Annotated in this window: 21 protein-coding genes; 16 read left to right on the top strand and 5 right to left on the bottom strand. The window is 59.1% G+C overall.

What is annotated here, in order from left to right; genetic code table 11:
• The first annotated feature begins 7 nt into the window (after positions 1-7).
• Entirely contained in the window at positions 8-1,033 is a 1,026-nt protein-coding gene (locus ACP7AJ_RS09980; RefSeq protein WP_426060048.1) for a Gfo/Idh/MocA family protein, read from the top strand.
• A 72-nt stretch (positions 1,034-1,105) separates the two neighbouring features.
• A complete protein-coding gene (locus ACP7AJ_RS09985) occupies positions 1,106-1,714 on the top strand; it encodes an STM3941 family protein (protein WP_426060049.1) in 609 nt (202 codons plus the stop codon).
• A gap of 230 nt (positions 1,715-1,944) precedes the next feature.
• Here ACP7AJ_RS09985 and ACP7AJ_RS09990 read toward each other — a convergent pair whose 3' ends face one another.
• On the bottom strand, positions 1,945-2,886 hold the full coding sequence (locus tag ACP7AJ_RS09990; protein ID WP_426060050.1) for a DUF3078 domain-containing protein: 942 nt from the start codon (positions 2,884-2,886) through the stop codon (positions 1,945-1,947).
• A gap of 326 nt (positions 2,887-3,212) precedes the next feature.
• Here ACP7AJ_RS09990 and ACP7AJ_RS09995 point away from each other — a divergent pair, with 326 nt between their 5' ends.
• From ACP7AJ_RS09995 to ACP7AJ_RS10010, 4 genes are all read left to right on the top strand, one after another.
• The gene (locus ACP7AJ_RS09995; protein WP_426060051.1) at positions 3,213-3,665 is read left to right on the top strand and encodes a BLUF domain-containing protein; all 453 of its coding nucleotides are present in this window, start codon (positions 3,213-3,215) and stop codon (positions 3,663-3,665) included.
• A gap of 119 nt (positions 3,666-3,784) precedes the next feature.
• Complete coding sequence (locus ACP7AJ_RS10000) at positions 3,785-6,778, top strand: PD-(D/E)XK nuclease family protein (protein ID WP_426060052.1); 2,994 nt, start codon at positions 3,785-3,787, stop codon at positions 6,776-6,778.
• Positions 6,779-6,789: 11 nt separating this feature from the next.
• Positions 6,790-7,242 carry a nucleoside deaminase gene (locus ACP7AJ_RS10005; protein ID WP_426060053.1) on the top strand — a complete coding sequence of 151 codons (453 nt, stop codon included), beginning with the start codon at positions 6,790-6,792 and terminating at the stop codon, positions 7,240-7,242.
• Positions 7,243-7,371: 129 nt separating this feature from the next.
• Positions 7,372-9,159 (top strand): chloride channel protein, encoded by a 1,788-nt coding sequence (locus ACP7AJ_RS10010; RefSeq protein ID WP_426060054.1) that lies wholly within the window; start codon positions 7,372-7,374, stop codon positions 9,157-9,159.
• Between the two features lie 161 nt (positions 9,160-9,320).
• Here ACP7AJ_RS10010 and ACP7AJ_RS10015 read toward each other — a convergent pair whose 3' ends face one another.
• A complete protein-coding gene (locus ACP7AJ_RS10015; RefSeq protein ID WP_426060055.1) occupies positions 9,321-10,511 on the bottom strand; it encodes a cation:proton antiporter in 1,191 nt (396 codons plus the stop codon).
• A gap of 83 nt (positions 10,512-10,594) precedes the next feature.
• Between ACP7AJ_RS10015 and ACP7AJ_RS10020 the strand changes: the two genes are divergently transcribed.
• Positions 10,595-11,845 carry a TIGR03862 family flavoprotein gene (locus ACP7AJ_RS10020; RefSeq protein ID WP_426060056.1) on the top strand — a complete coding sequence of 417 codons (1,251 nt, stop codon included), beginning with the start codon at positions 10,595-10,597 and terminating at the stop codon, positions 11,843-11,845.
• Positions 11,846-11,927: 82 nt separating this feature from the next.
• Here the strand turns inward: ACP7AJ_RS10020 and ACP7AJ_RS10025 are convergent, their stop codons facing one another.
• On the bottom strand, positions 11,928-12,191 hold the full coding sequence (locus tag ACP7AJ_RS10025) for a hypothetical protein (RefSeq protein ID WP_426060057.1): 264 nt from the start codon (positions 12,189-12,191) through the stop codon (positions 11,928-11,930).
• Between the two features lie 196 nt (positions 12,192-12,387).
• On the opposite strand from ACP7AJ_RS10025, the gene ACP7AJ_RS10030 reads away from it, so the two are divergent.
• Positions 12,388-13,836 (top strand): diadenylate cyclase, encoded by a 1,449-nt coding sequence (locus tag ACP7AJ_RS10030; protein ID WP_426060058.1) that lies wholly within the window; start codon positions 12,388-12,390, stop codon positions 13,834-13,836.
• Positions 13,837-13,883: 47 nt separating this feature from the next.
• Here ACP7AJ_RS10030 and ACP7AJ_RS10035 read toward each other — a convergent pair whose 3' ends face one another.
• On the bottom strand, positions 13,884-14,876 hold the full coding sequence (locus tag ACP7AJ_RS10035) for an aldo/keto reductase (protein ID WP_426060059.1): 993 nt from the start codon (positions 14,874-14,876) through the stop codon (positions 13,884-13,886).
• A gap of 179 nt (positions 14,877-15,055) precedes the next feature.
• Here ACP7AJ_RS10035 and ACP7AJ_RS10040 point away from each other — a divergent pair, with 179 nt between their 5' ends.
• The 6 genes from ACP7AJ_RS10040 (at position 15,056) to ACP7AJ_RS10065 (ending at position 20,180) form a co-directional block, all read left to right on the top strand.
• Entirely contained in the window at positions 15,056-15,505 is a 450-nt protein-coding gene (locus ACP7AJ_RS10040) for a hypothetical protein (RefSeq protein ID WP_426060060.1), read from the top strand.
• A 3-nt stretch (positions 15,506-15,508) separates the two neighbouring features.
• Complete coding sequence (locus ACP7AJ_RS10045; protein WP_426060061.1) at positions 15,509-16,201, top strand: SCO family protein; 693 nt, start codon at positions 15,509-15,511, stop codon at positions 16,199-16,201.
• Positions 16,201-16,602, top strand: coding sequence for a c-type cytochrome (locus ACP7AJ_RS10050; protein WP_426060062.1), 402 nt, complete (start codon positions 16,201-16,203; stop codon positions 16,600-16,602). The genes ACP7AJ_RS10045 and ACP7AJ_RS10050 overlap by 1 nt, the downstream gene beginning before the upstream one ends.
• A 208-nt stretch (positions 16,603-16,810) precedes the next feature.
• On the top strand, positions 16,811-17,743 hold the full coding sequence (locus ACP7AJ_RS10055) for an enhanced serine sensitivity protein SseB C-terminal domain-containing protein (RefSeq protein ID WP_426060063.1): 933 nt from the start codon (positions 16,811-16,813) through the stop codon (positions 17,741-17,743).
• A 166-nt stretch (positions 17,744-17,909) separates the two neighbouring features.
• Positions 17,910-19,268, top strand: a complete 1,359-nt coding sequence (locus ACP7AJ_RS10060; RefSeq protein WP_426060064.1) for a M28 family peptidase — start codon at positions 17,910-17,912, stop codon at positions 19,266-19,268.
• A gap of 216 nt (positions 19,269-19,484) precedes the next feature.
• Positions 19,485-20,180, top strand: coding sequence for a hypothetical protein (locus ACP7AJ_RS10065; RefSeq protein ID WP_426060065.1), 696 nt, complete (start codon positions 19,485-19,487; stop codon positions 20,178-20,180).
• A gap of 78 nt (positions 20,181-20,258) precedes the next feature.
• On the opposite strand, the gene ACP7AJ_RS10070 is transcribed toward ACP7AJ_RS10065, so the two are convergent.
• The gene (locus ACP7AJ_RS10070; RefSeq protein WP_426060066.1) at positions 20,259-21,119 is read right to left on the bottom strand and encodes a DUF2911 domain-containing protein; all 861 of its coding nucleotides are present in this window, start codon (positions 21,117-21,119) and stop codon (positions 20,259-20,261) included.
• A gap of 122 nt (positions 21,120-21,241) precedes the next feature.
• Between ACP7AJ_RS10070 and ACP7AJ_RS10075 the strand changes: the two genes are divergently transcribed.
• Together ACP7AJ_RS10075 and ACP7AJ_RS10080 are read left to right on the top strand one after the other, a co-directional pair.
• The gene (locus ACP7AJ_RS10075; RefSeq protein WP_426060067.1) at positions 21,242-22,744 is read left to right on the top strand and encodes an SDR family oxidoreductase; all 1,503 of its coding nucleotides are present in this window, start codon (positions 21,242-21,244) and stop codon (positions 22,742-22,744) included.
• Between the two features lie 175 nt (positions 22,745-22,919).
• Positions 22,920-24,776, top strand: a complete 1,857-nt coding sequence (locus ACP7AJ_RS10080; RefSeq protein ID WP_426060068.1) for a prolipoprotein diacylglyceryl transferase family protein — start codon at positions 22,920-22,922, stop codon at positions 24,774-24,776.
• The last annotated feature ends 4 nt before the right edge of the window (positions 24,777-24,780 follow it).

Raw genomic sequence — 24,780 nt, forward strand, 5'->3', positions numbered from 1 at the left:
CTTACTTGTGAGCAATTCTGTACCTGAAGTACGCTTCGCCATTTGCGGAGTGGGTCACATAGGCCGTCGTCACGCCGCGCTGATTTCCCGCCATGCCGGTGCGGCCCTTGTGGCACTCATTGATGTGCGTGCCGAACTGCGACCCGAGTTGGCCATCGAATTTCCCGGTGTTCCCTTCTTTACTACCCTCGAAGAATTCATGGCCCAAGGCCCGACGGCTGATGTGCTAACCGTGGCTACTCCCAACGGTTGCCACGCCCCACAAGCCGTAGCAGGCCTGCGCCACGGGCTGCACGTGGTGGTAGAAAAACCCATTGCCCTCACCAAGGCCGATGCCGAGACCATCGTACTCACGGCCCAGCAAACGGGCAAACTGGTGTTTGGGGTGATGCAAAACCGTTATTCGCCCCCGGCTGCCTGGCTTAAGCAGGTGGTAGACGAAGGCCGCCTGGGCCAGGTGTACCTGGTGCAGCTCAACTGCTTCTGGAACCGCGACGCCCGCTACTACCGTCCCGGCAGCTGGAAAGGCACCCAGGCCTTGGATGGCGGCACGCTCTTCACCCAATTCAGCCACTTTGTCGATTTGCTGTACTGGGTGTTCGGCGACATCACCAACATCACGGCTCGTTTCCGCGACTTTGCCCACGCCGGCCTTACCGAGTTTGAAGACAGCGGCCTCGTCACCTTCGACCTGGTGCGCGGCGGCAGCGGCAGCCTCAGCTACAGCACCGCTGTGTGGGACCGCAACCTCGAAAGCAGCCTCACCGTGGTAGCAGAACGGGGCAGCCTGCGCATAGCCGGCCAGTACATGGACAAGGTAGAATATTGCCACCTCGAAGGCTACTCCTTGCCCAACCTCCCTCCCACTAACGCGGCCAATAATTATGGCGCCTTCCAGGGCTCGGCCGCCAACCACGTGCAGGTCATCGAAAACGTGGTGGATACCGTGCAACAGCGCAGCTCGGCGACAACTAATGCGCTGGAGGGATTGAAGGTGGTGGAGATAATTGAGCGGATTTACGCGTTGCGGTAGGAACTGCCATAACCATTCTTAACTGCAGGCAGCATCCGAGACACCCGCCACTAGCCAGTTGCGGCAATACAGATGTTAGGCGTAATACTCTCGGAACGCAAGCAAAATAAGGAAAAGGGGAAAATCGAAATACAAAATGGAAAAATGGAAAGAACAGAAATTTACTCAAATAAGAAAAAATCGTTTTTATTATTAGTTGGCTCACTATTATTTGTAGTTGGTGGAATTGATATGGTTATGAACGCTGGAGATTTTGCAGGTTACAAAGCAAGAAATCCACTTTTTGTAGAAGCTACTGGAATTGTATCCATTTTATTTTTTGGTCTCGGAATATATGTTGCCATTAGACAAATTTTAGCAAACCAACTAATTCTAATAATCGACAAAAAAGGAGTGAATATTAATCCGAAAAAATCTCTGACAGAGTTTATTGAGTGGAGAAACATAAACGGATTTTCTGAACTAAAAATACAAAGCCAAAAATTTGTAATTATTGATGTAGACAATGCAAATTATTGGATTGAAAAAGAAGAAAATGGAGTGAGAAAGAAGTTAATGAAATTTAATGTTAATAATTATGGTTCGCCTTTTAATCTCTCTGCCAACTCAATGCAAATGACTTATGCTGAACTTTTGAAAATATTAAACGAAAACCTGAATAAATATAAATACAACACCTAGCAGCAGTTTGGTAAGATGGCGGGTTTAGTGTGAAATTCAACGTCAGTTCTTCAATTGAACTTTTGTGTTTCGATTTCCTCCACTTCACCAAGCTGAAACCGTTAGTCTACTTCTCAAAATGCTTTTTCAAATTGTCTACCATTACTGGAATTGCTTAAAATAACAGAAGCGCCAGACCCCACAGGCTCCGGCGCTTCTTTTCGTCTTGTTATTAGTGTCAATACCGGTCCTTACTTCTTCTCATCCACAAAATTCTGGAAGGCGTAGGCAATGCCGATGTTGAGGCCCTGCGAATACTGCACGCCAGCATCCTGGTCGAAGTCATAAAGGGCGATGCCGTTGACGGCTACGTTGACATACTTACCCACTTTGGCGGTTAAGCCGAGGTCAAGGCGGTGGTCAATTTCTTTGCCATTGAGGTTGCGATAATTGGCGAAGAGGACATAGCGGGCCTTCAGGCTGACGGTGGGGCTGAGGTTTTTGTCGTACTCGGCCAGAATTTGAGCGGCCAGGATTTCCCAGCGGCTGGTGCGGCCGGGGTTTACGCCGTAGGGCGTGTCGCCGAGCACCTCCACAAACCGTTCGGCGCGGTTCACCACCGTCAGGCGCGGGGCGAAGGGCGCGAGGCGTATTCGAAACGTGGGGTTGGGGTGGTACTCGAAACCGTAAGCAGCGGTGATGAAGGCGGGCGCAAAGAAGCTGGAAACCTGCTGGGCGCGTTCGTTGCCGGCGGCATCCTTGTCGTATTTGAAGCCACCGGCAAACTGCGTGAGCAGGTTCAGCGACAAGAACATGTTCCAATCGGAGCTGATGTCGCGGCCATACTTCGTGTCGAGATACAGACGGTCCTGGCCTTTGCGGTAGCCCAAGCCTTTGGTTTCGGAAAAGGCAAAAAGGAAGTCCGATTCATTGTCGAAGCTGTGAATGCCAAGCTTACGGTTGGCCTTTAGGTTGGCCAGGGCGTTGAAGCCGATGGTGTTGACGCCGCCGCCGCGCCAGTTGCTGCTGAGCAACGACTCGTTGACTCCCAGCCCAGTCTTACCCGATTTGCGCCAGAGCGGAGGCGCGGGCAGAGCAGGCACCTGGGCAGTGTCGGGCAGCGGCGTGGTTTGGGCCTGGGCGCTGGTGGCCAGCAGCCCCGCCGCCAGCAAATAAAGTACGGGTGAACGCATGAGCAAGCAAGTTAGGTGATGGAGCAAAGGAAAGAGGAAAGGGCCGGTTCCGGCGCATGGAGGCGCTTGGCGCCCTCTTCTGAGGCGTGCGCTGGCTTAAAAGCAGGCCATTGACACCGCTTCAAAAAGTCAGTTTTGTTCTTACCCAACGAACCACACGCAAGTGCGTCACTGGCACGACTCAGCTAGCCCAAGCAAAGATTTAGATGGGTGATAAATTTTGTAACTTACTAAAAAAAGGCACCATTCTCCGATAGACAATACCCAGGGTTGCACGGAGTTTCGGGCTCCGCACACCTCTTACTTCACGTTTTGGCAGCTGCGCCATGGGTCTTTACCAACTAATTTTTCAGAGCCAGGCGCTGGTGCCTTTCGAGGAGCCGGAGCAAACCGCCTTGCTCACCCAATGCCGGGCTAATAACCGGATTCACCACATCACTGGCTTGATGCTTTACACCCCCGACGGGCGTTTTTTGGAAGTGCTCGAAGGCGAGCAGGCCATCGTTCGAAACCTGTATTTCAACCGCATCGTGGCCGACCCGCGTCACTACAATTGCCAGGTGATTGCCGATGGTCTCTGCCTTCACCGCAGCTTTGCCGACTGGAACATGGGTTTTCGCATCGCCACGGCCCTGGACTTGCGCAAACTGCTCAGTTTGCGGCCTCCCAACGAGCTGGGGCTTCTCATCCCGCGCCCGCCCACGCGGCCCGAGCTGCTGGAACTGCTGCTGGAATTTGTCACCGCTTCTGAAACCGAGCCCTGGCTGGAGCACCCGTAGGGCGACGCAAGCGCAACAGGAGGATTCAAGAGCTGGGATGGAATGGCAACGCCGGTAGATTTTGTTCTATACAAGCCTCGCCCCCCTATCAACCCGCTTCCTCCGGTATCTTTACCTCAATGCCTGCCCTGCCCACGTCTTACCCCGTTCCTGCTACTGATTCGCCGTTGGTGGCGCCCGTTTCTTTTCTTGCCGGCACTGCCCGCGAACTGCTGGACCGCTATGGCTCCGGGCCGCTCGATGAGCTGTCTGATATTGTGGTAGTGGTGCCCACCCGGCGCGCGGTGGTGTACCTTAAGAATGAGTTGGCCCTGGCCCTGCCCCCCGGCTCACCGCTCTGGGCCCCGCGCGTGGCGGCCATGGAAGACTATATGGTGGAGCTGGCGGGCGTGCAAGTAGAGGAGCCCATTGCCTTGCAGCTGCTGCTGTTCGACATTCTTAAAAACATTGACACCAGCCTCGATTTTGACCGGTTTGTGGGCTGGGCAGGGCTGCTGCTGAGCGACTTCTCTAACCTGGACCAAAACCTGGCGCCCACCCGAAAGGTGTTTGAATACCTAAGCCAAGCTAAGGCCTTGGAGCGCTGGGACCTCCAGGCCCTGCCCGAAAAAAGCAAGGTCGCCGCGCACTCCTTTAGCTTCTGGGACCAGCTCGAAAAAGTGTACCGCGAGCTGAAACGCCGCATGCTGGCCAACCACCTTGCCTACCCCGGCCTAGCCTACCGCATGGCCGTGGAAAAGCTGGAAAAGCGCATTCTGGACCCGGCTGAGCCCGAAGTAGCCCGCCACGTGTTCGTAGGCCTGGGCAATTTGTCGAAGTCCGAGGAAAAACTTATCCGCCTGCTCATCGGGGTTGGTCGGGCCGAAGTGCGCTTCGATGGCGACCCGTTTTATCTGGAAGAGGCCTCGCCCAACCGGGCTGGCCAGCATCTGCGGCGCTATTTTAAGAACTGGAATCTGCCGCGCGAAAACATGGGCGGCGGTGTGGAATGGCTGCGCGGCCAGCCCCACCACGTGCGCTACCTGGGCGTGGCCAACCCCAGCATGCAGGGCAAGCTGGCCGGCCAGCTCTTGGCCGAAGCCCGCCGCCGGTACCCCGATTCGTCGGTGGCCGTGGTGCTGCCCGACGAAACCCTGCTCCTGCCGGTGCTGCACGGCCTGCCGCCCGACGAGGTGCCCGACTACAACGTGACCATGGGCCTGAGCTTCCAGGCCACGCCCCTGTTCAACCTGGTCGATTTGCTGTTTGAGGTGCACCTCACGGGCATTCGGGAAGGCAGCGCCGAAACCGGCTACGGCGTGCCCCGCTACCACCACCTGGCCGTGACCAAGCTACTGGGCCACCCCTTCCTGCGGCGCTACCAGCAGTGGCTCGACCGCCAGCCCGACCAGCCCCAGTATCACGGCGTGCTCGACCACGTGTGCCGCGAAATCGTGCGCCTCAACGCCGTGCTGCTGCCCGCCAGCGAGCTGCTGAAACTGGGCTCGCACCACCCAATTATTGAAGCCCTGTTCAAGACCTGGAACAACTGCGACGACATCATTGCCGCCTGCCACACGCTCATCGACTTGTTGAAGCAGGTGTACTCGGACAAGCAATCTGGCATTGAAGCTGAGTACCTGTACCTGTTTTATACCCTGATTAAGCAGCTCGACTCGGCTTTCGACTGCCGCGAGCAGCGCCTGTCGGTGCGCTCGTTCCGGCGCTTTCTGTACGAGCAGATGGGCCGTACGCGCTTGCCCTTCAGCGGCGAGCCCCTGGCCGATGTGCAGGTGATGGGCTTGCTGGAAACCCGGGCCCTGGACTTTGACCACGTCATTATCCTGAGTTGCAACGAAGGTGTGTTGCCGGCGCCCAAGAAGCAGCAGTCGCTGTTTCCTTACGACGTGCTGCAGGAGTTCAAGCTGCCTACCTACGCCGATGCCGAGGCCATTACAGCGTACAACTTCTGGCGCCTGTTGCAGCGCGCCCAGCGCGTCGACCTGGTGCACGTGCTGCCCGGCGCCGAAGGCATTAAAAGTGGCGAGCGCAGCCGGTTTCTGCTTCAGCTGCAAAACGACCTGTTGCCCCAAAACCCGCAGTTGACCCTCGAGGACCTAACTGTGATGGTGGCTGGCCCTGATACCGAAGTCCGGGTTGACCCCTACGAAGGCGACCTGATTCTGGAAAAAGACGAGGAGATGCTGGCTGCCCTACGCGGAGTACTGGAGCGCAACATCTCGCCTTCCCGCCTCAACGATTTCCTGGCGTGCTCCCTGCGATTTTACTTTTCCAAAGTGGCCCGCTTCCATGAAAACGAAGCAGTGGAAGAAACCCTGGAAGCGGGCAGCTTCGGCACCATGGTGCACGCTGCTTTGGAAAACCTGATGATGCCCTTCGAGCAGCAGGCCCGACCCATCACGGCGGCCGATATTCCGGAGTTGCTTAAGCAGGTACCCGAGGAAGTGCGCAAGGCCCTGCGCCAGGAGGAAACCGAAAAGCACGCCCGCCCCGACGAAGGCCTCAACCACGTATACGGCCAGGTAGCGGTGCGCCTCATCACCCGCTACCTCGAAGGGCTGGAAAAGAGCGAAGGCCTGCCGCTGCGCCTGTTCAGCCTGGAGAAAGACTTAGCCGCTACGGTGTTTGTAGACGTGCCTGGCTCCGGCAAGCTGGCCGTGCGCCTCTTCGGCAAAGCCGACCGGGTGGACCAGCTACCCGACGGCCGCCTGCGCGTGGTAGACTACAAAACCGGCCTCGTCGAAGCCAACGACCTTAACCTGAGCAATCGCGGCAAGCTCACGCCCACCGAGGCCACCGAGCGCCTGCTCTGGGAAGCCACGTCCAGCGCCGACAAAGTGCGGCAGCTCTGGCTCTACCGCCTCATGCTGGCGAGCACCGAAAAGCGCGAAACGGAAAACACCGCCATTGTTTCCATGCGCAACCTGGACAAAGGCCTGCTGTCGGCGGACTTAGGCTTTCTTACTCCAGAGGGGGAGGATTTTGTCCGGATTTCCGAGGAATTAGTGAGTAAAATTGCACTGCGAATTTTGGACCCAACAGAGCCAATTCGCAAAACCGACGATTTGAAAAAGTGTGAGCACTGTCCCTATCGGGGCATATGCGCCAGATAAATTCCCACCCCATGACCGACCAAAACACGAAAGACGAATTCATGCAAGCCGCCATCGACGAAGCCCGCCTGGGCCGGTCGCAAGGCGGCATCCCCATTGGCTCGGTACTCATCCGCGACGGCAAAATCGTGGGCCGCGGGCACAACAAACGCGTGCAGGAAGACTCCGCCATCAAGCACGGCGAAATGGACTGCCTGACTAACGCCGGGCGCCAGCGGACCTACCGCGACACCGTGATTTACACCACACTGATGCCCTGCTACATGTGCGCCGGCACCATCGTGCAGTTCAAAATACCGAAGGTGATGGTGGGCGAGTCGCGCACCTTTGGCGAGTCGCGGGCTTTCCTCGAAAGCCACGGTGTGGAAGTGGTAGACCTCGACCTGCAGGAGTGCATGGACATGATGAATGAGTTCATCGAGGCCGAGCCCACGCTTTGGAACGAAGACATAATGGAATTGTAATAGAGCTTCGTGCAGACTGGCCCAATTCGGCGTGAATTTTGGTGGGTTCACCGAGCTTATCCCATAAGCCAGCATCTGCCTGCTCGATTTTTGCGTTGCTGATAATGCGTTAGCCTGCCCACATTGCCCATGCCTCATCACGCCGTCCACCGATTGTTGCGCCCCCTCCTGGTATGGCGGGCGCGCCACGTCAGCGAGCGGATGTACATGCTCTTCCTGAGCATCTTGGTGGGCATCGGCGCGGGTTTGGCGGCGGTACTGCTCAAGACGGCTATCCGGGCGCAGGTCGACCTGCTGCAAGGGGCCATTTCGGAGCCGCAACGGGTGTTTGCCTTGTCGGTTTACCCCATCATTGGCATCACGCTCACGGTACTGGTCACGAAGTATTTGCTGGGTGGGCAATTGGGCCGGGGTATTGGGCCTATCATTTATAGCACCGCCCGCGAAAACAGCGTAGTACCCCGCTCAAAGCTATATTCCCAAATGATTACGGCCTTCCTCACGGTGAGCTTTGGGGGCTCGGCTGGTACTGAGGCCCCGATTTCCGTGACCGGGGCCGCATTGGGCTCCAACATTGGCCGGGTGCTGCACGTGGACCGACGGCGGCGGCGCCTGCTCACCGGCTGCGGTGCGGCGGCGGGTGTGGCGGCCATCTTTAATTCGCCCATTGCCGGCGTGCTGTTCGCCGTCGAAACCATCTTGCTGGAGCTGCCGGCGCAATATTTTATTCCGCTGCTGATTTCCTCGGCCACCGCGACGGTGGTATCCAAGGCGCTGTACGTCGGTCAGCCCTTCGTGCTCATCACCACCAGCTGGCCCGTCGATGCCGTGCCCTTTTACGTGCTGCTGGGCCTGTTCACGGCCTTCTTCTCGGTGTATATGATTCGGACCTACCACTGGTTCGAACGCTTTTTTGACCGGTGGCCGGGCCTCGACTGGCGCAAGGTTCTTCTGGGCGGCACCTCACTCGGCATTCTCATTTTCTTCTTCCCTACCCTCTACGGCGAGGGCTACAACACCGTGGAGCTGCTGCTTGCCGGCCACGCCGAGCGCCTGACTGACGGCAGTATCTTCTCGGTTTATAAGGACAATAACCCCTGGCTGCTGCTGGTGCTGGTCATCTTCAGCATGTTGCTTAAAGTGGTGGCCACCAGCATCACCGTGGGCAGTGGCGGCAACGGTGGTATGTTCGGCTCGTCGCTGTTTGCGGGGGCGCTGGCCGGCTTTTTCTTTGCCCGGCTCATCAACCTGAGCGGCCTGACCTACATCCCCGAGGTACACTTTGTGGTGCTGGGCATGGCAGGCACGCTGGCGGGCGTCATCCACGCTCCACTCACCGCTATCTTCTTGATTGCCGAAATCACGGGCGGCTACGCCCTATTTGTGCCCCTGATGTTGGTGAGCAGTTCGTCGTACCTCATCACCAAATACTTCGAGCCCTACTCCGTCTACACCCGCAAGCTCACCGCCCGCGGCGTGGACGTGTACGCCAACCGCGACCGGGGCCTGCTGGCCCAGCTCGACCCGCGCAAGCTTCTGGAAACCGACTTCATACCGGTGCGGCCCACTACAACTCTGGGTGAGCTGGTCGAAATATTTAGGCACTCTTCGCGCAACTTGTTCCCAGTGGTGGCCGCCGGTGGACGTCTGCTGGGTATTGTAAGCCTCGATATGGTGCGCGACGCCCTTTTCGATGATGCCCACTACAACACCACCAAAGTGAGCGAGCTCATGAAGCCTGCTCCCGCCGTGGTAGGGCCCAACGACGACCTGGAGCACACGCTTTCCTTGCTGGACCGCACCGGCTCCTGGGCTCTCCCGGTGTGTGAGGAGGACGGCCGCTACTTAGGCTTTATTCTGAAGTCAGCCATTCTGGCTCGCTACCGGCGGCAGCTCATTCTGGAAAGTGAGGCGTAAGATGCAGTTGTTCACAGCAGTTCTAGTTGGGACTAGTAGCGCGAACTTGTAGTTCGCGTGCCAGAACGCTACCCGAACGATTAGCGAATGGCGAGGGGACGCGAACTACGAGTTCGCGCTACTGCCTGGTACGTAGACGCGGATATAACTGTATCGGGAAGTCAGACCTCCAGCATATCAGGGGTGCGGTGCGCCAACTGCAGTCCTATCATCATCAGGATGCCAGTGAAGAGAATCACCACGAAAAGGATGTTTTCGCTGACCTCGCCAATTAACAGCCGGTCCGGGATGCTATAGAACAGCAGCACTGAGATAAGACCTTTGGGCGCAATAAACAGCTCGGGAATCAGGTCGGTACGGGCCACATACTTTAGGTAGACGAACCGAATGAGGGTGAGTACACCCACAATAAGAACTCCCTGAAATAGCAGGGTCCAGCTTACGAGGTTCGACAAAGTGATGGAAAACCCGAAGAGCAGGAAGAAGAACGTGCGAATAAGAAACGCCGACTCGGCCGTGATGCTCTTGAGTTGCTGCAGCTCGGCGGCCAGGATTTTGGGGCGCAGCAGCCGTTGCATGCGCGGGCCGCGGGCTAGCAAATCGGCGTTGTTCACCACCAGGCCAAACACCAGCACCAGCACCAATGAGGATAGGTGCAGCTTTTTGGCCACGCTGTAGATGAGCACCAAAAAGGCAAACAAGAGAAAAAACTTGACGTGGGCACGCAAGCGGCCCAGCAAAAATACCAACAGCACGGTGCTTAGAATAGCCACCACGCCCACCGCCAGCACATCGCGCCCAAAGGTGACCACCGACAATCCCTGAGCAAAATTGTCTTGCAGGGCGAAGTTGAAAAGCATGATGCCGATAATGTCGGAAAAGGTGCTTTCGTAGATGATAAATTCCTGTTTTTCGCCGCCCAGGCCGGCCACGCTTGGGATGGCTACTGCGCTACTCACCACGGCCAGCGGCACGGCGTTCACGAGGCCGCTTTGCCAGCCCACGCCCAGGTACACGTGCAGCAGCCAGGTGATGGCCCCGGCCTGTACCACCATAATGAGGGCTGCTGCCAAAAACGAGCGCCGCACAAGCGGCCACTTTTCGGGCGTCAATCGCAAGTCAAGCGAACCTTCCAACACAATGAATATCAGACCAACAATCCCAAACAGTTGAAGCGCCAATGGAGGCACGACAAGGGGCATATTGAAGTAGATGCTGGCTTGGCTGAGGGCGATGCCTGCCAGCAGCAACAGCAGCACGGAAGGCACTTTGGTAGCCCGCGCCGTGAGGTCGAATAGGTAGGAAAGCAGCACGGCTAGGCTCAAGCCGATGAGGATAGTATAAGGTCCCATGTACCAAAGCTAATCGGAGAACAGGCATCGGCGAACCTTGGCGGCAGCCGGGGCCGTACCTTGGAGTTTTTGTTCCTTTGGTAGTGGCTGACGCATTCCTCGATAATTCTTCTTTTGTGGCCGTGGTGGGCGGCGGGCCGGCCGGGCTGCTAGCTGCTCAGCGCCTCGCCGAGGCAGGGCGCAAGGTGCATGTATTCGAGGCGCAACCCACGGTGGGGCGCAAGTTTTTGGTGGCCGGGCACGGTGGCTTCAACCTGAGCAACGCCGAGGAGCTGGCCCGCTTCGCCGGCCGCTACGGCGCCGAGGCGACGCGCTTCGCGAACTTGCTCAGTCATTTTTCGCCCGCCGAACTCCGAGCCTGGGCCGCTGATTTGGGCATCGCCACCTTTGTGGGCACCAGCGGGCGCATTTTTCCGGAAGCCGCACACAAACCCGCCGACTTGCTGCGCGCCTGGCTGGGCCGGCTGCGCGAGTTGGGGGTGGAGCTGCATACCCGGCACCGCTGGCTGGGATTTGCGGGCCCTACGGGAATAAGGCTCATGGACGAAACACCCGGGATGGAAGCCCGCCGCGAGTTCGTGCTGGAGCCCGCGGCCACAGTGCTGGCCCTGGGCGGAGCCAGCTGGGCCAAGACGGGCTCCAACGGCGCCTGGGTGCCTTTGTTGCAAGAGATTGGGGTTCCGGTGTCGGCTTTTGCGCCCGCGAACTGCGGTGCCGAAGTAGCATGGTCGCCGTTTTTTAAAGCAAAAATTGGTCGGGCACCCCTCAAAAACATTGCCCTGCGCGTAAACGATGGCCCCGCCGTGCGCGGCGAAATTATGCTGACGGAGTACGGATTGGAAGGTACGCCGGTGTATGCCCTCACGCCTCAGCTGCGGGCGGCACTGGCCGGTGGCGGCCCCGCCGCTTTGCACCTCAACCTAAAGCCCGACCTGCCAGCCCCCGCCCTATTAGCAAAGCTCCAACAGCGCCGGGCCGGTGCTTCACTTCCTGATTTCCTACGCAAGGCCTTGCACCTGAGCCCTCCGGTGCCCACTCTATTACGGGAAGCACACCCTAATGTGGCCACGCTCGCCCCTGACGCCTTAGCCGCGCTGCTCTCGGCAGTGCCGATTGCAGCCACGGGCCTGCGCCCCCTTGACGAAGCCATTTCCACGGCGGGCGGCATTGCCTTTACGGCTCTGGATGAACACCTGATGCTGCGGCAACGGCCAGGGACTTTTGTAGCCGGCGAGATGCTGGACTGGGAAGCCCCCACCGGCGGCTATTTGCTCCAGGGCTGCTTCAGTACAGGAGCATGGGCGGCCAAGGGAATAATAGAGTGGCGACCGTAAGTGTAACCAAGCGCGGTTCTCAGCATGGCAGTGCCACGTAATATGGCGTGTCCTTTAACTCCAGGGAGAGGTGCCTGCCCCTTTACTTCTCGGCTTTGATGCGCGCCGCTGCTTCTTCGGCTTCCCGCAGAATCTGGCGGGCCTCACCCAACAGGCGGCGACCGGGGTTCAGTTCGTCGCGGGCGATGAGGGCGAACAGCAGAAAGAACGAAACCAGTGGCAAGAGCCACCCCAAGCTAAACCACAGCCAGAATGACCGGCCCCGGCTGTGGGCGCAGTAGCCAGTAAGAATCGGGATGAAAGAGATGGCCACCACCATCACAAAAAGCATGTCGACGAAGAGCATAGGCTTGCGAGGTTAGCAGTGGTGAGGGCTAGGCGGCTACGCCGGCCAAGGACATCCCGAAGTTACAACTTTATGAGGAGTAGAAGAAGCCTTTACCAATGATTTTTGTTTCACGGTACTACTATGCCGAGCTTTTTTCCGTAGTTCGAAACAAAGTTGGGCCTGCAACAGGGTCCGGCCGCCCTTGTACTTGCCCATGTGGGAACACCAAAGCCTCTTTCGCGTCTCTGCTCAGCTGTTTGCTGAAGGTATTTTTAATTTGCTTGACCGCAACCTGCGGCCCGAGGTTTTCTTAATCGGTTTTGCCTCCTCCAAAGAGCCGGACGAGCCCGGCGCAGTAGTGGTTGAACCCGCTACGACGCGCTACAGCGCGCACGATTTTAAGGACGTGAAAAGCGTGGCTGCCACGTTGGAAACGGATACCGGGCCCCAGGGCATAGTGTACCACCTGCACCCCAACGACCACGACCGCATTGCCAAGCACCATTGGTACGAGCTGGTGTGCCGGGCTACCGAATCAACGCTGCATTCTATCGCCGCTTCGCGCCACGAAAACCGCCGCTCATTCTGCGCCGTGCCCGTGAGCCTGCAGGGGTATCTGGTGACAGTTGTGCTTCAGCTCTCGGCCGACTGCTACGATGGGTACTATACCCTGCCTAAGGCAACTACCGGCCGCCCCACCAACCTGCCCCACGCGGCGGTGATGGAGTTTTTGCATGATTGCAACCGGGCCCTGCGCGAAGCCGACACGGCCGACAACGACCAGCCCGTTCTCGACCGCGACTACAACGAATTGCTGCGCTCGGCGGGCCGCCGCCTAATGCTGCGCGTCGCCCCGGCCGGCACGCACGGTCTTTACGATGCCTGCAACGGCATCGCCGCCCTGCGCCACGAGGGCGACGAAGGCATCGGGACCATGCTGGTGAGCCGACGCCTGCACCCGGCCATTGTGCCAGTGCTGACCCTGGAAACCCCTGTGCCCATGCGCGACCATCGCTCCATCCGGAAGCTGCTGGAGCTGAGCGAGGGCCACACGGCCCTGATTTCGGATGCCTCGCACGTATTTGGCCTGGGCCAGCTCGTGCCCGAGTCCGACGGCCAGTACGAGCCCCTGATAACGGTGCACTTCACCAACCACTACAGCTGGGAGATGAGCCACGCCGGCCACGTGCTCATGCGCGTGGTGAGCAATACACCCCGCCTGCCACAGGGCCAGGTAGCAGCCGACAATTTTGCCCGCACGGCCCGCATCGTCTTTCCAAGCCTCAACTCCGATAGCATCGACTTTCTTTGGGACCTGGCCCAAAAAGCCAGCAACCAGCCCAATGGTACCATTCTGGTTATCAGCACCGGAGCGGCCAAAGAAGCCCAGCGCCTCACGCGTCAATGCTTTCGGGTGGTGCCGCGCATTATGACGCCTTCGGTCCTCCGCCTGGTTACCAACATCGACGGAGCTGTGCTCATCGAGCCCAGCGGCATGTGCCACGCCATTGGCGCCATTCTCGACGGCTTGGCCACGGAGAAAGGTGATTCGGCGCGCGGGTCGCGGTATAATTCCGCCTTGCGCTACGTGAACAGCAGCAAATACCCGGTGCTGGCCGTGGTGGTAAGCGAAGACGGCTGGATAGACCTGCTACCCTCTTGACGACAACTCCCCTCCTTATCAAAGGAGGGGAGTTATTGTTTTACAGCTTAACCATTCACCGAGGCCATCATGGCTTCGGGATAGCGCAGGCCCGCAGCGGCGGCACCTTTGGGGGCAATTTCATCCAGCTGCGCCAGCTCATTAGCCGATAGGCTTACTTCGAGCGCGCCCAGGTTTTCTTCCAGATACTTCACGCGCTTGGTGCCCGGAATGGGCACTACGTCCTCGCCTTGGGCCAATACCCAGGCCAGGGCCAGCTGGCTGACCGTGCAATGCTTCTGCTGCGCGAGGTCGTTGATGCGAGCCACCAAGTCGAGGTTCTTTTGGAAGTTTTCGCCCTGAAACCGGGGCGTGTGGCGGCGGTAATCGTCAGCTTCCAGGTCTTCGAACTTCTGAATCTGGCCCGTCAGAAATCCCCGGCCCAGCGGCGAATACGGCACAAACCCAACGCCCAACTCCCGGATGGTGGGCAGAATCTCATCCTCCGGCTCGCGGCTCCACAGCGAGTATTCGGTTTGGAGGGCGGCGATGGGATGCACGGCCATGGCGCGACGCACGGTGGCCGGCGCGGCTTCGCTCAGGCCCAGGAAGCGGACTTTGCCGGCCGCTACCAAGTCGGCCATGGCTCCTACCGTGTCTTCAATGGGCGTGCTGGGGTCGACGCGGTGCTGGTAGTAGAGGTCGATGTAGTCGGTGCCGAGGCGCTTGAGGCTCGCCTCACAGGCGGCTTTCACGTACTCGGGCCGGCCGTTGATGCCGCGCTTGGCGGGTTCGTTGGGGTCGCGCTCGATGCCAAACTTAGTGGCCAGTACAATGCCTTCGCGACGGCCTTTGAAAGCTTTGCCGAGCAGCTCTTCGTTTTTGAAGGGGCCGTACATGTCGGCCGTGTCGAAGAACGTCACGCCCAGGTCCAGGGCGCGGTGCAGGGTGCGGGTGCTTTCGGCATCGTCCTGACCGCCGTAGAAGTCAGACATGCCCATGCAGCCCAGGCCGAGAGCGGAAACAGTAAGACCAGAGCGGCCCAGTTGGCGGTTTTTCATAGGTAGCTAAATGAAGAAGAGTGACTGATTGGTGTGCTTACCAGCGTACGCAGTAGCCTTCCAAACCGGCTAAACCGGCCTTTTGATTTGCGACTACGATTTCTCGCACCTAAGCTGGTTTCGATTGCCTATAGGCTCCGGGCCTTTCACTTCGCGCTGGCCAAACGTACCTTTGGGGCGTGAAATTTCCCTTAAAATTTGCGCTACGGACGGCGCTGGTGGCCCTGACGCCTGCTTTGGCGGCCTGCCCAGCTGCAGCTCCGCCCCGTCAGCTCTCCCCAGACAAAGTCGCTGAAAAAGCTGTATTGGTCCGCCACGATTCGTTGATGGCCCGAATGGACCAGCTGTACTCGCTCAAGGGCAAGATTACGGCGGCGCGCTCGCCGGCCGCCGGGCCCTACCTACGCGGCCTGGCCGCCGCCGACGCCGCCATGATGGACTGGATGCACCAGTACCGCGCCCCCGACACCACGGCGGCCCCCGCAACCCGCTTGGCTTACTTCCAGCAGCAGCAGCAAGTACTGGCGGGCGTAAGCCAGCAGTTTCAGGCAACGATAGACTCGGCTACGTTGTTTATCAATCAACTGCCGGCTGCTGCTGCCCCGGTGGCACCCGCTACTTCTAAATAAGCCATGCTCAAACGTCTTTTCCTGCTGCCCTTGCTGGCAGCTTCTCTCTTCACTGCCTGCACGGGCCCTAGCTCCGAAACGGCCCGACTGCCCATTCTGGGCGAGCGCGACGTGCGGCCCCGCGCCGATGGCGGCCCCGCCGACACCGTGTTTGCCAAAGTGCCAGCCTTCAAGCTCACCAATCAAAACGGAGAGGTTATCACCAACCAAACCTTTGCCGGCCGGGCCTACGTGGCCGACTTTTTCTTCTCAACCTGCCCGGGCATCTGCCCCAAAATGCAGGGCGAGCTGCTGAAGGTTTACAACCAGTTTGCGAAGGACCAGCGGGTAACGTTTCTCTCGCACACCATCGACCCGGCCCACGACACCATTCCGGTGCTGCAGGACTATGCCCAGCGCCTCGGCGTGACGGATGCCAACCGCTGGCATTTTGCTACCACTGGCGGCCACGGCGAGCCTACGGCCAAAGACACGGTGTTTCAGTTGGCCCGCGCCTACTTCACCGCGGCCGAGCCCGATAAAGATGCCCCCGGCGGATTCGCCCACAACGGCACTTTTGCCCTCGTGGATGACCAGGGCCACATCCGTGGCCTTTACGACAGCCTCAACGCCCAGGAAGTGGAGCGCCTGTTGGCCGAGTTGCCCATTCTGCTGGCCGAAATCGACTCTCGGAAGCAGGCTGTTGCCGGTAAATAATGCGGGCCCGACTTCGCCTTTTACTCGGTGGCGTGGCGCTGGCCACGGTGTTGCCCGGCTGTTTCAGCAGCAACAAAAACCAGGGCGAGCGGCTGTATGTGCAGCACTGCTCCGGCTGCCACGGCGACCAGGGCCAGGGCCTGGCGCGCCTTATCCCGCCCCTGGCGGGCGCCGATTACCTGGCCGACCACCGCGCTGAATTGCCCTGCCTGCTTCGCAATGGCCAGAACGAAGTTATTGTAGTAAACGGCGTTGGCTACCACCACATCATGCCTGGCAACAAAGCGCTTAGCCCGGCCCAGCTCACCAACTTGTTAAACTACATTGAAAGCCACTGGGGCAACGAATCGGTGCCACGCACCATACGTGAGGTGCAGCAGCAGTTGGAGGCCTGCAAGTAGCCGGTGCATCATTTTGTATGCCCAGCATGGCGGAGGGAGTACCTGCCAAACGGCTGCCTGGCAGATGGTGCACGGCTCGCCACTTATTTCTTAGTGCAGCGCACTGTTTCATTATCAATTGAATAGCTGGCGCAAGCGCTTTTTACCTATCCCAACCCGGTTTCTGCCGTAGATTGCAGTCCCAATCCACCCGACATTTTATCAAATTATGGGCCTGCTCGACTTCCTGAAAAACAAACCTGCCGACGACAAGCCGGCTACTCCTGCTCCGGCTACTCCCGGTGCGCCTTCCCCAGCGGCCGAAAAGCCTGCCGGCGGCCCGCGCTACCAAGGCTCCAAATACACAGCGCCGCCCGCTCCGGTCGAGCCGGCCTATACCATTCCCGAGCCGCCGCCCTTCCCTTTCGAGCCAGAAAACGTGCTCGAGCAGCTCCTCCTCCTGGCCGCCACGGATGAAAATGCGCGCCCTGCCTTTTACCAGGCGCTTCTTCAGGAAGAGATTCTCATGATTCTTGCGCCTATGGAAGGCATTGGCGAAGGCGAAGTCACCTTGAACGAAGGCCAGGAAATTCAGCTGCAGATTTTGTCGGATGGCAAGCTGCCCATTTTCTCCTCGGTATCCCGCCTCACCGATGGCGGCATCGACAATGGTCCCGTGAGCTACGTGCGCCTGCCGGGCCATGCGTTTTTCAGCATGGTGCAAGGCCAGGACTGCGTGCTGAACCCCTTCTCACCAGCGGGCAAGCTCCTACCCAAGGACGAGCTGGCGGCTCTGCTGGCTGGCCAGCTCACGGGCCCCCTTTCGCCTGCAGGCGGCGATGCCCAGGTGCTGCTCAGCCAGCCAACCGACTACCCCACGGCCGTCGCCGATGCCATTAAGGGCTGGGCCGCTACGCAGCCCCACATCCAGTCGGCCTACCTGGCTCAGATGCAGCTGGCTGACAATCCCGAGGTGCTGCGCTTGCTGCTGGCCTTCGTAAGCAACAGCCCCGACCCCAGCTTCATGCAGGAGCTGGGCCCGGTGCTGCAAGGCCAGACCAATGCGTATGAGTTTGTGGATTTGATGCTGCTGGATATGTCCTCGGAGGAGGGCGTAAACCCGTACTTCCGCACAGTCGAGCCTTTTTACAAGCAGGGATAAGTCCCCAAAGCTCGGACTGGACTTTCAACCCGAACGTCATGCTGGACTTGTCGAAGCGTCTCTACCGCGTAACTAATGAAAGTTAGTACTGCAGTAGAAATGCTTCGACAAGCCCAGCATGACGGTTTTTTTTCTTGCCTATTTCTGGCCTGCTTACCTTCCCAACATGAAACTCGCAACGCTCTTGTTCCTGGCGCCTTTTGCCGCCCTCGCCCAAACCAAGCCCGCCCCGCTGCTCCCACCCGCGGACCCCAGAATTCAAAAGCTCGTCGATGCGATATCGGCCAAAAACCTGGAGGCGGACATTCGCAAGCTCGTTTCCTTTGGCACCCGCCACACCCTAAGCGAAACCGACAACCCCACCCGCGGCATTGGCGCGTCCCGCAATTGGGTGCGCGATGAGTTCCTGAAGTACAGCAAAGCCGGTGGCGGCCGCATGACTGTAGAGATGGACACTTTCACGGTGAAGCCCGACGGCCGCCGCATCAACAAGCCTGTGCTGATGGCTAACGTGCTGGCCACCCTGCCCGGCACCGACCCCAACGACACCCGCGTTATCCTGGTGAGCGGCCACATCGACTCCCGCGTGACCGACGTGATGAATGCCACCGCCGATGCCCCCGGCGCCAACGACGACGGCTCGGGCACCGCGCTGGTGATGGAGCTGGCCCGCGTGCTGGCCGGCGAGAAGTTCCCCTGCACCCTCAAGTTTGTGGCCGTGCAGGGCGAAGAGCAGGGCCTCTACGGCTCGGGCCACCTAGCCGCGCGGGCCAAAAAAGAAAACTGGAACCTGATTGCCATGCTCAACAACGACATCGTGGGCAACTCGCACGGCTTCGACCCGGTCATCAACGACGACAAGCACCTGCGGGTGTTCAGCGAGGGCGTACCAGCCAATGAAACACCTGAGCAGGCGCGGGTTCGCCGGCAGCTCAGCAACGAGAACGATGGCATCAGCCGCCAGCTGGCCCGCTACACCCAGCGCACAGCCAAGCTCTATGGCAAGGGCCACGAGGTGGTGCTGGAGTACCGCCCCGACCGCTTCCTGCGCGGCGGCGACCATACGCCCTTCAACCAGCAGGGCTTTGCGGCCGTCCGCTTCACCGAGATGAACGAGGACTATACCAAACAGCACCAAGACCTTCGCACCGAAAAAGGCCGCGCCTACGGCGACGTAATCGAGGGCGTAGACTTCGCTTACCTACGCCGGAACGCTGGTGTGAACCTGGCTACCATGGCCAGCCTGGCCCTGGCCCCCGCCGCTCCCGATAAGGTAGAAGTGCTCACCGCCAACCTCACCAACCGCACCGAGCTGCGCTGGCAGGCCCCGGCTACCGGTGCCAAGCCGGCCAGCTACGTGGTGTTGGTACGCGAAACCAGCGCCCCGCAGTGGCAGCAGCGCTTCCCAATGAGTGGCACCACCGCCGACCTGCCAATAAGCAAGGACAACTTCATTTTCGGCGTGGCATCGATAGATGCCGCTGGGCACGAGAGCGTGCCGGTGCTGCCGGTGGTGGGGCGGTAAGCTGTAATTCCTGTGCCCTCCTAACTCACTTCGTTCTCAGTTTTGCTTGCATATGTTTTGGCGAGTTGTGGTCACTCTTTCACTGCTAGCGCATTGCTGGGCTTTGCCAGCGAAGGCAACTGTTTGTGATTCCTCGCCGTGGATACGGGTGTGGCCCAGCTACGAAGCTTCAACCATTCAACCGCGCCAGGTTTTTTTGTTCTATGCTGACGAAACATGGGGTCCCTGCAAGAAGGACTCAGGCAATTTGGCACGGCGGTTCAGATATACTTATGGTCAGCCCAGGACTCGGTAGACTTGCATGTATTGGACCGGGCATTGGACGACAAAGGAAATAGGCAGCTTCTGCTTCGGCCCAATCGCCCGTTGCAGGCGGGGCACGAGTACGAGCTACGCGCCAGCCGTGGGCAGGAAAATGTGTTTTATTACTTTGAACAGCCACCGGCTTCTACTGCCAAAAGAAAAGGCTTAACCCGCTACCGTTGGAAAGTAGCAACGGCAATTGACTGGCAAGCTCCTATTTGGAAAGGTTCTCCGCAGGTTCTAAAAAAAGTTTACGAGAACAACTACGACTACTACAATATAGTCCTGTTTTCATGTCCCGTTCGTGATTCCTCTACTTATCTCATTAAAATAACGGTTCGACACCAAGCTACTGGTCGCCAGTGGTGCGCTTACCAAACACCTGCAAATCGAATACCTTGGAAAAGCCAAGTATGGGTGGGAGAAAGTTCGTGTGGAGGCAATGTGCGGTTTGAGTTGGAGAGTGATTACAGCGTTGTCTTTGAGGCTATCGACTCTGCCGGAAACCGAGCCAGTGCTGGTAGTGCTCCCCTTGCTTTCCAAGCGCCCAAAAAAGTGGAATGCTGCTTGAAAGTGCGTTCACAACCTTCCAAATTAAAGAAGAGGTAGTAGGTAATGAAGCTTTCATTAAAAAAGGCTCCGCTCTTAAATGAGCGGAGCCTTTTTTGTGGAACTGCTAGGCGGAACTTACTTCTTCCCACCAGCGGCGGCTAGCACCTCCTGGTTCAGGCGGATGTACTCAGCCTTGGCTACTTCGTTCTTGTCATCTTTCAGTAGCTCCAACGACTTGTTGGCGGCGGCAATGGCTTCTTTGTTGTTGCCCTGCTTCTGCAGCAGCTTGCCCTTCCAGTAGTAGCCGTTGTAGCGGGTGGGGTTAGTGGCGATGTACTCGTCGAGCCAGCCGAGGGCAGGGGTTAGGTCTTTGCCGGCGTTGAAGTAGTACTGCACGGCGGCCATGTAGGGCTTCTTTTCGCCCCTCATGGCTTCCTGAATCTGGGCCATCACAATGCGGTCGGGGTCGGCGGTGATGGGCAGGGCCACCTGGGTGCGGTCCCAGCTGATGACGAGGTCGGCGGAGGCGGGCTTGACATTTTCAACGGTCAGCGACATGGTTTCCTGGGGAGCGGCCAGCTTGGTGGGCTTGGCTTTCACGCGCAATACGTCCTGGTCCGGCTTGTAGGCGTAGGTGCCCCACTGCACCGTGTCGCGGTTCAGGATGAATGTCCACTCCTTGGCATCGGGGATGGTGAGCAGGGCGTAGGCACCGGCGGGTACCACCTGGCCTCCAATTTTAACTTCTTCGCCAAAGCGCACTTTGGTTACGGTGTTGGCGCCCGTGCGCCACACCGTGCCATTGGGCACCAGCTTGCCGAAGGCTGACCGGCCCCGCAGCGACGGGCGCGAATACGTGAGGTCGATGTAAGAAGTGGAGAAATCCTGCCGGATGTGAGTGGCAGGGCTCAGCGGCGGGATGGTGAGCTTGGTTTGCGCCTGGGCGGCCGAGCTCAGCAGCAGGCCCGCAGTGAGTAATGGGAAGATGTATTTCATGAAGACAAAAATGGTGAGCAGACGCAGAAAGTATGAATGCGCTATTGATTTGATTTTGTGAACAACCAAAGCCCCAAGTCGTTCAGTTATGTAGCAACTCTGCAGCATAAGCATCTCATGGCATGAAAATTCTTCTCACCGGCGCCACTGGCTACATCGGGCAACGCCTGTTGCCAATGCTGGCCGCGGCCGGGCACGACGTGGTGTGCCTTGTTCGCGACCCGCGCCGCTTCTCCCTGCCCGACACGCTGCCCGAAGCCCTGCACGCGCGGGTGCAGGTGGCCCGCGGCGACCTGCTCCGGCCCGCCACCCTAGCCGACCTGCCCACCGACTTCGACGCTGCCTACTACCTCGTGCACTCCATGAGCGGCCACAGCGAGAACTTCTTCAACCTGGAGCAGCAGTCGGCCCACAACTTTGTGCAGTACCTGAACACCACCTCGGCCAGGCAGGTAATCTACCTCTCCGGCATTGCCAACGACCGGGGCCTGAGCGTGCACTTGCGCTCGCGGCGGGCCGTAGAATCCGTTCTCGGCAAAGCCACTACAGCTCAGCTTACCGTGCTGCGGGCCAGCATTATTATTGGCTCGGGTTCGGCTTCGTTTGAGATTATCCGGGACCTTGTGGAGAAGCTTCCGGTGATGGTGACTCCCAATTGGTTAAACTCACGTTGCCAGCCCATTGGCATCCGCGACATCATGTTTTACTTGACCTCAGTTTTGGACAAGCTCGAGTGCTTTGGAAAAGCTTTTGATGTGGGTGGGCCCGATGTGCTCACTTACCGCGAAATGCTGCTGGGGCTGGCAGCGGAGCGGGGCTACAAGCGCTGGATTGTGACGGTGCCGGTGCTCACGCCGCGGCTTTCGTCGTGGTGGCTGTACCTGGTCACAAGCACGACTTTTTCCCTAGCCCAGAGCCTGGTGGAGAGCCTGAAAAACGACACCGTGTGCGACCCAGCCAAGAGCATTGATGCCGTCGTTCCGCACGAGTGCATGAACTACCGGGCCGCGCTGGCACTGGCCTTTCAGCGCATCGAGCAGAACGAAGTAGTAAGCAGCTGGAGCGACGCGGTGAGCTCCGGCACCATGCGGCAGAACTACATGGACGCCATCCGGATTCCGAAGAACGGCATGTTTTTCGACCGGCAGCTCCTACCCTTCCGGCGGCCCGTGGCGGAAGTGCTGGACAATATCTGGCGCATCGGCGGCGACCGGGGCTGGTACAAAACCGACTGGCTGTGGCGCCTGCGCGGCCTCCTGGACAAAGCCGTGGGCGGCGTGGGCCTGCGCCGGGGCCGCCGCTCCCCTACCCACCTGCGGGCGGGCGACCCGCTCGACTTCTGGCGCGTTCTCGTGGCTGATAAAGCCAGCCAGCGCCTGCTGCTCTACGCCGAAATGAAGCTACCCGGCGAGGCCTGGCTGCAGTTCCGCATCGTGGACCAGGAAGACGGCAGCCATGCGGTGGAGCAGCTGGCCGCCTATCGCCCCCGCGGCCTGGCTGGGCGGCTCTACTGGTACGCCGTGCTCCCATTCCACGGCATTATCTTTAAAGGAATGGTGAAGAACCTGGTTAGCTACGTAGAAGAGCCTGCGCAACTGGAACGCAGCTCGAAGGTTACGCCCTAGGCCAGCGCACCGGAGAAGTCTGAATTCTCTCGTATAATAATCAATATGCTAGAATCTTATTCTCCTGTATGGGCGAATCTGAAGTCTGATTTAGGCAAAGTTCGTATTGTGGAGCGGGGAAGCTGGCGGTTAGGTTTGAGGTAAATTACTTCCTTAGCCTGCTCAACCGTTTACCATGCTGCTCCCTCATCTACACGGCGTCGACTTTTACACGCCGTTCTATCTGCTGGCTACCCTCACCAATGTGTTGCTGCTGCTGGTAGAAGGCTGGCGGCGGGGCTTGCCCATGCGCCCCTGGCTTACGCTGATAGCAGCTAGCAGCCTGGCCCTGATTCTTGGTTCCAAGCTCATCACCCAGCCGGGGAGTGAGTGGGGTCTGCTGCTGTTCAGCGATGCTCCGACCAGCACGGCACGCTCCATTTTGGGCGGTGGCCTAGCTGCTACCCTCACGGTGCTGGCGCTGCGGCGCTGGCTGGTCCTGAGCTGGGCAGTACTTGATGCCCTGGCCTTGCCCTTGTGTGGCGCGCTGGTGGTGCAATGCGTAGGCTGTGTGCTCACGGGGTGCTGCTTTGGGGTGCCGACTACCCAGGCCTGGGGCCTCCTATACGCGGCCGATACCCTGCCGTGGGCGGCGCAGGTACAGGCTGGTCTGATTTCAATGGATGCAGCTTATAGCCTACCCGTTGTGCCTACGCAGCTGCTGGCCCTCGTGCTGTGTGCGGCCGTGGGAGGAGTGCTGCTGGCAACCCGCCACAAGCCATGGCCAGTGGGCTCATGGCTGCTGCTGCAAGCTGGCCTGCTTGTACTCGGGCGGGCAGGGCAGGCTGTTTGGCGGGACCCAATTGGCGAGCCAGTGGCTGGTGGTATCCACACCCTGCTCGGAGTGGAGTGGATGGATTTGCAACTCGTGTTGCTGCCTGCAGGACTTCTGCTGCTGGGCATCTGGGCCTGGCGCATAAAGCAATACCGCCCTGCTCCGAGCGCTTCTCCCGCTGTGGCCGCTCCAGCCCCGGGAACGGGCCGCCACCTTGCCGTGGTGCTGGTCATGCTGGTGCTAACGGCGCTGCTGGGCCGCCATGCACTCACCTTGCCGGAGGTGCTGGTGGTTAGGGGACTGCTGCTGGCTGTGCTGGTAGCGGAAGCAAGTGTCGGCTTGGCCTCGCTGCGGGTCCAGAGCCCGCGCCTGGCAGGCATACCGCTGAGTCTTGCCCTGGCTGGCATGGTGCTGCTGACTACCGCGCAGGCGCCGGCTCCCGAGCGTGGCACCGTGGATAGCACCGGAGTCACGCACTCAATAATCGTAACGGGAGGTGCCTTGAGCAATTACCACGAAGCCGATGCATACATTCTGAATAACAACTCAGGCTGTAGCGGCGGCCAGCGGCTGACCCTGCAGCAGCGGGTGAAGGCCGCAGGTGGTGAAATTGCCATGCAAACGGCACAGCCTTCGGGAAGCACCAAAACCTGGGGCGGCGGTGTGTGGGTTGGCCAGCAGCGCATCGACATGCAGCCCATTGCAGAGGCCAACACCTCACCCATCATCACCAAACGGGACTCAACTGCGAAAAAGGTGCTGGCCGACATTCACATTTACCGGGAAGCTCACCGGGAAAATGGCTGGCGCAGCCTCGATTTGCGGTTTGGGTTGCACGTAGGTAACCTGGGTTACTATAGCTACTTCGATGATGACAACTCCAAGGAAAGCACGCTTATCATGCCCGAGCTAATGATACGAATGGGCAAACCCTCTGTGCTCTACGGGCAAGCCGACTTCTGCTATGGGGCCGAAAACGCCATGGGCGCCTACACCACCCGCTTTGGGGTGGGCTCCGGCCTGGGCGTCCGCAACGGCTCCCAACTACTTCTGGGCTACGCGCACTCCCCCCACCAGCCTACTTCCAGCCTGGGCTTTGCGAGCGCCGTGCTGCGGCTGCCCGGCCGCACCGGCTTCAGCCTCGAACCCTACTTTGCTACCGACTTTGGCCGGCACAACAATCTTAGCTTAAGGCTTAACTATCAGTTCAACCGCTAGCTTC

The sequence above is a fragment of the Hymenobacter sp. B1770 genome, assembly GCF_049896385.1.
In the GTDB taxonomy this organism is placed as follows: domain Bacteria; phylum Bacteroidota; class Bacteroidia; order Cytophagales; family Hymenobacteraceae; genus Hymenobacter.

Coding starts and splice junctions, on each gene's coding strand:
- ACP7AJ_RS10025 (WP_426060057.1), bottom strand. CDS start 12,191: ATGCTCTTCGTCGACATGCTTTTTGTGATGGTGGTGGCCATCTCTTTC.
- ACP7AJ_RS10060 (WP_426060064.1), top strand. CDS start 17,910: ATGAAACTCGCAACGCTCTTGTTCCTGGCGCCTTTTGCCGCCCTCGCC.
- ACP7AJ_RS10050 (WP_426060062.1), top strand. CDS start 16,201: ATGCGGGCCCGACTTCGCCTTTTACTCGGTGGCGTGGCGCTGGCCACG.
- ACP7AJ_RS10055 (WP_426060063.1), top strand. CDS start 16,811: ATGGGCCTGCTCGACTTCCTGAAAAACAAACCTGCCGACGACAAGCCG.
- ACP7AJ_RS10080 (WP_426060068.1), top strand. CDS start 22,920: ATGCTGCTCCCTCATCTACACGGCGTCGACTTTTACACGCCGTTCTAT.
- ACP7AJ_RS09995 (WP_426060051.1), top strand. CDS start 3,213: ATGGGTCTTTACCAACTAATTTTTCAGAGCCAGGCGCTGGTGCCTTTC.
- ACP7AJ_RS10065 (WP_426060065.1), top strand. CDS start 19,485: ATGGGGTCCCTGCAAGAAGGACTCAGGCAATTTGGCACGGCGGTTCAG.
- ACP7AJ_RS10000 (WP_426060052.1), top strand. CDS start 3,785: ATGCCTGCCCTGCCCACGTCTTACCCCGTTCCTGCTACTGATTCGCCG.
- ACP7AJ_RS09990 (WP_426060050.1), bottom strand. CDS start 2,886: ATGCGTTCACCCGTACTTTATTTGCTGGCGGCGGGGCTGCTGGCCACC.
- ACP7AJ_RS10075 (WP_426060067.1), top strand. CDS start 21,242: ATGAAAATTCTTCTCACCGGCGCCACTGGCTACATCGGGCAACGCCTG.
- ACP7AJ_RS10070 (WP_426060066.1), bottom strand. CDS start 21,119: ATGAAATACATCTTCCCATTACTCACTGCGGGCCTGCTGCTGAGCTCG.
- ACP7AJ_RS09985 (WP_426060049.1), top strand. CDS start 1,106: ATGTTAGGCGTAATACTCTCGGAACGCAAGCAAAATAAGGAAAAGGGG.
- ACP7AJ_RS10035 (WP_426060059.1), bottom strand. CDS start 14,876: ATGAAAAACCGCCAACTGGGCCGCTCTGGTCTTACTGTTTCCGCTCTC.
- ACP7AJ_RS10030 (WP_426060058.1), top strand. CDS start 12,388: ATGTGGGAACACCAAAGCCTCTTTCGCGTCTCTGCTCAGCTGTTTGCT.
- ACP7AJ_RS10010 (WP_426060054.1), top strand. CDS start 7,372: ATGCCTCATCACGCCGTCCACCGATTGTTGCGCCCCCTCCTGGTATGG.
- ACP7AJ_RS10005 (WP_426060053.1), top strand. CDS start 6,790: ATGACCGACCAAAACACGAAAGACGAATTCATGCAAGCCGCCATCGAC.
- ACP7AJ_RS10015 (WP_426060055.1), bottom strand. CDS start 10,511: ATGGGACCTTATACTATCCTCATCGGCTTGAGCCTAGCCGTGCTGCTT.
- ACP7AJ_RS10045 (WP_426060061.1), top strand. CDS start 15,509: ATGCTCAAACGTCTTTTCCTGCTGCCCTTGCTGGCAGCTTCTCTCTTC.